The organism is Nocardia sp. NPDC049220, assembly GCF_040647855.1.
Lineage (GTDB): Bacteria > Actinomycetota > Actinomycetes > Mycobacteriales > Mycobacteriaceae > Nocardia.
The window spans coordinates 1-1,547 of record NZ_JBEZDA010000058.1 but is presented as its reverse complement, the minus strand read 5'-3'; the positions used below and the strand labels follow the sequence as shown (position 1 = coordinate 1,547).

2 protein-coding genes are annotated in these 1,547 nt (G+C 70.4%); one reads left to right on the top strand and one right to left on the bottom strand.

Annotated elements, in window-relative coordinates; all coding sequences use genetic code 11:
* Positions 1-30: 30 nt before the first annotated feature.
* On the bottom strand, positions 31-879 hold the full coding sequence (locus AB0C34_RS31520) for an MIP/aquaporin family protein (protein WP_356114114.1): 849 nt from the start codon (positions 877-879) through the stop codon (positions 31-33).
* A 401-nt stretch (positions 880-1,280) separates the two neighbouring features.
* Between AB0C34_RS31520 and AB0C34_RS31515 the strand changes: the two genes are divergently transcribed.
* Positions 1,281-1,505 (top strand): hypothetical protein, encoded by a 225-nt coding sequence (locus AB0C34_RS31515; protein WP_356114106.1) that lies wholly within the window; start codon positions 1,281-1,283, stop codon positions 1,503-1,505.
* The last annotated feature ends 42 nt before the right edge of the window (positions 1,506-1,547 follow it).

Genomic DNA, 1,547 nt, shown 5'->3' with positions numbered 1-1,547 from the left:
GGCGACCCCGGGAGACGGTCAGCTCTCGAGTCAGCTCTCGTCCGGGGCCGGGACCCGTCCGGGGGGCTCCGGCTCAGCGGTCGGCAGGAACCGGCCGATGAAGAACTTGTACAGGCCCGCTCCCAGCAGACCTCCGATCACCGGACCGACGATCGGCACCCAGAAGTAGAGGTGCCCGTACTGATCTCGCCACGCTCCGCCGTACCCGGTGAAGAAGCTGGCCAGCCGGGGACCGAAGTCGCGTGCCGGGTTGATCGCGTAACCCGCGTTGGTGCCCCAGGCCATACCGATGGCCACGACGATCAGACCGACGATGAACGGCGCCAGGTTGGCGCCGGGGGGCGTGTTGAGCACGTCCGTGACCGCCAGGATCAGCAGTAGCAGGATCGCGGTGCCGATGATCTGGTCGCGGAATGCGCCCCAGTCGCTGACCGGCAGGTTCGGGTTGCCGTTGGCCGGCAGCGTGGAGAACACGCCCTGCGTCTTGATCGTGTGGGTGGGATCCGCCTTCGCCAGCGCCTCGGTGTAGTTCCACCGGACGAGCAGGGCTGCCACGAAGGCGCCGGCCGTCTGGGCCAGCGCGTAGGGAGCCACTTTGCTCCACGGGAAACCCTTGAACGCCGCCAGTGCGAGGGTCACCGCGGGATTGAGGTGCGCACCGCTCAGCCTCGCCGCGACGTACACACCGAGGGTGACGCCGAGGCCCCAGGCCCAGGCGATGCTGTCGTGGTTTCCCAGGCCACCCGGCGGAGTCGTGAGGGCTCCGCCGGCGACTACCTGAGCCACCACGCCACAACCGAAGAGGATGAGGATCATCGTGCCGGCGAATTCCGCTGAAAGCTCGCCGACCAGTCCTGATCTCTTGAGTCGCTCAGCCATGGGTGCCCGCTTCCCGCCGGCCCAAGGGTCGGCCGTCGACTGCCCCGAGTCCTCCAGAAATCAGTGTAGGACCGGCCGGAGCCATACGCGCGCGGGCGGATACTGCCCGCTGCCCGGCCAGGGAGGAGACGGAAGTCCGCCCGCCGGGGGGAGACATTTGGGGCTGCCGTGCATGTTCCGCTGCGATTGGATGCCGGCGCCCGTGGTCTGGCTGACCTGGCGTCCGCAGACCCGCGGCCGACGCCTTCGAGCACACGTCGCCGCGCCGTGCGCGCGGGGCGGCTGCACCCCGGTGGAAGCCGTTCGGCGGTGCAGGCAACTTGGGCGCCGATGCGGTCGCGACGAACGCGAACGGGTTCCTCGTCGTCATCCCGGGCTAGCACTGCGCCGAAGGCAACCGGGTGGGCTCCCAGGACCTGCGGCGCTTCGGCGGCACCTGCCTTCGCCGTCCACGAGGCCGACGGGCGGTCGTCGTCACCACAAGCTCCGCCGCCGCACCTGCCGAGGAGCACTCCGCCACCTGCGGCATGGGCGTCGACGGCGGCGCCCCGGCCGCCTCGACCGGACTGGCCGCACCTTGGCAGGCGGGCGCCAGCGAGCACGCATCGCGGATGTCCACGGCGTGACGGCACACTGTTTGTGTGGCGTGCGATCGCGCATGCGCCCGC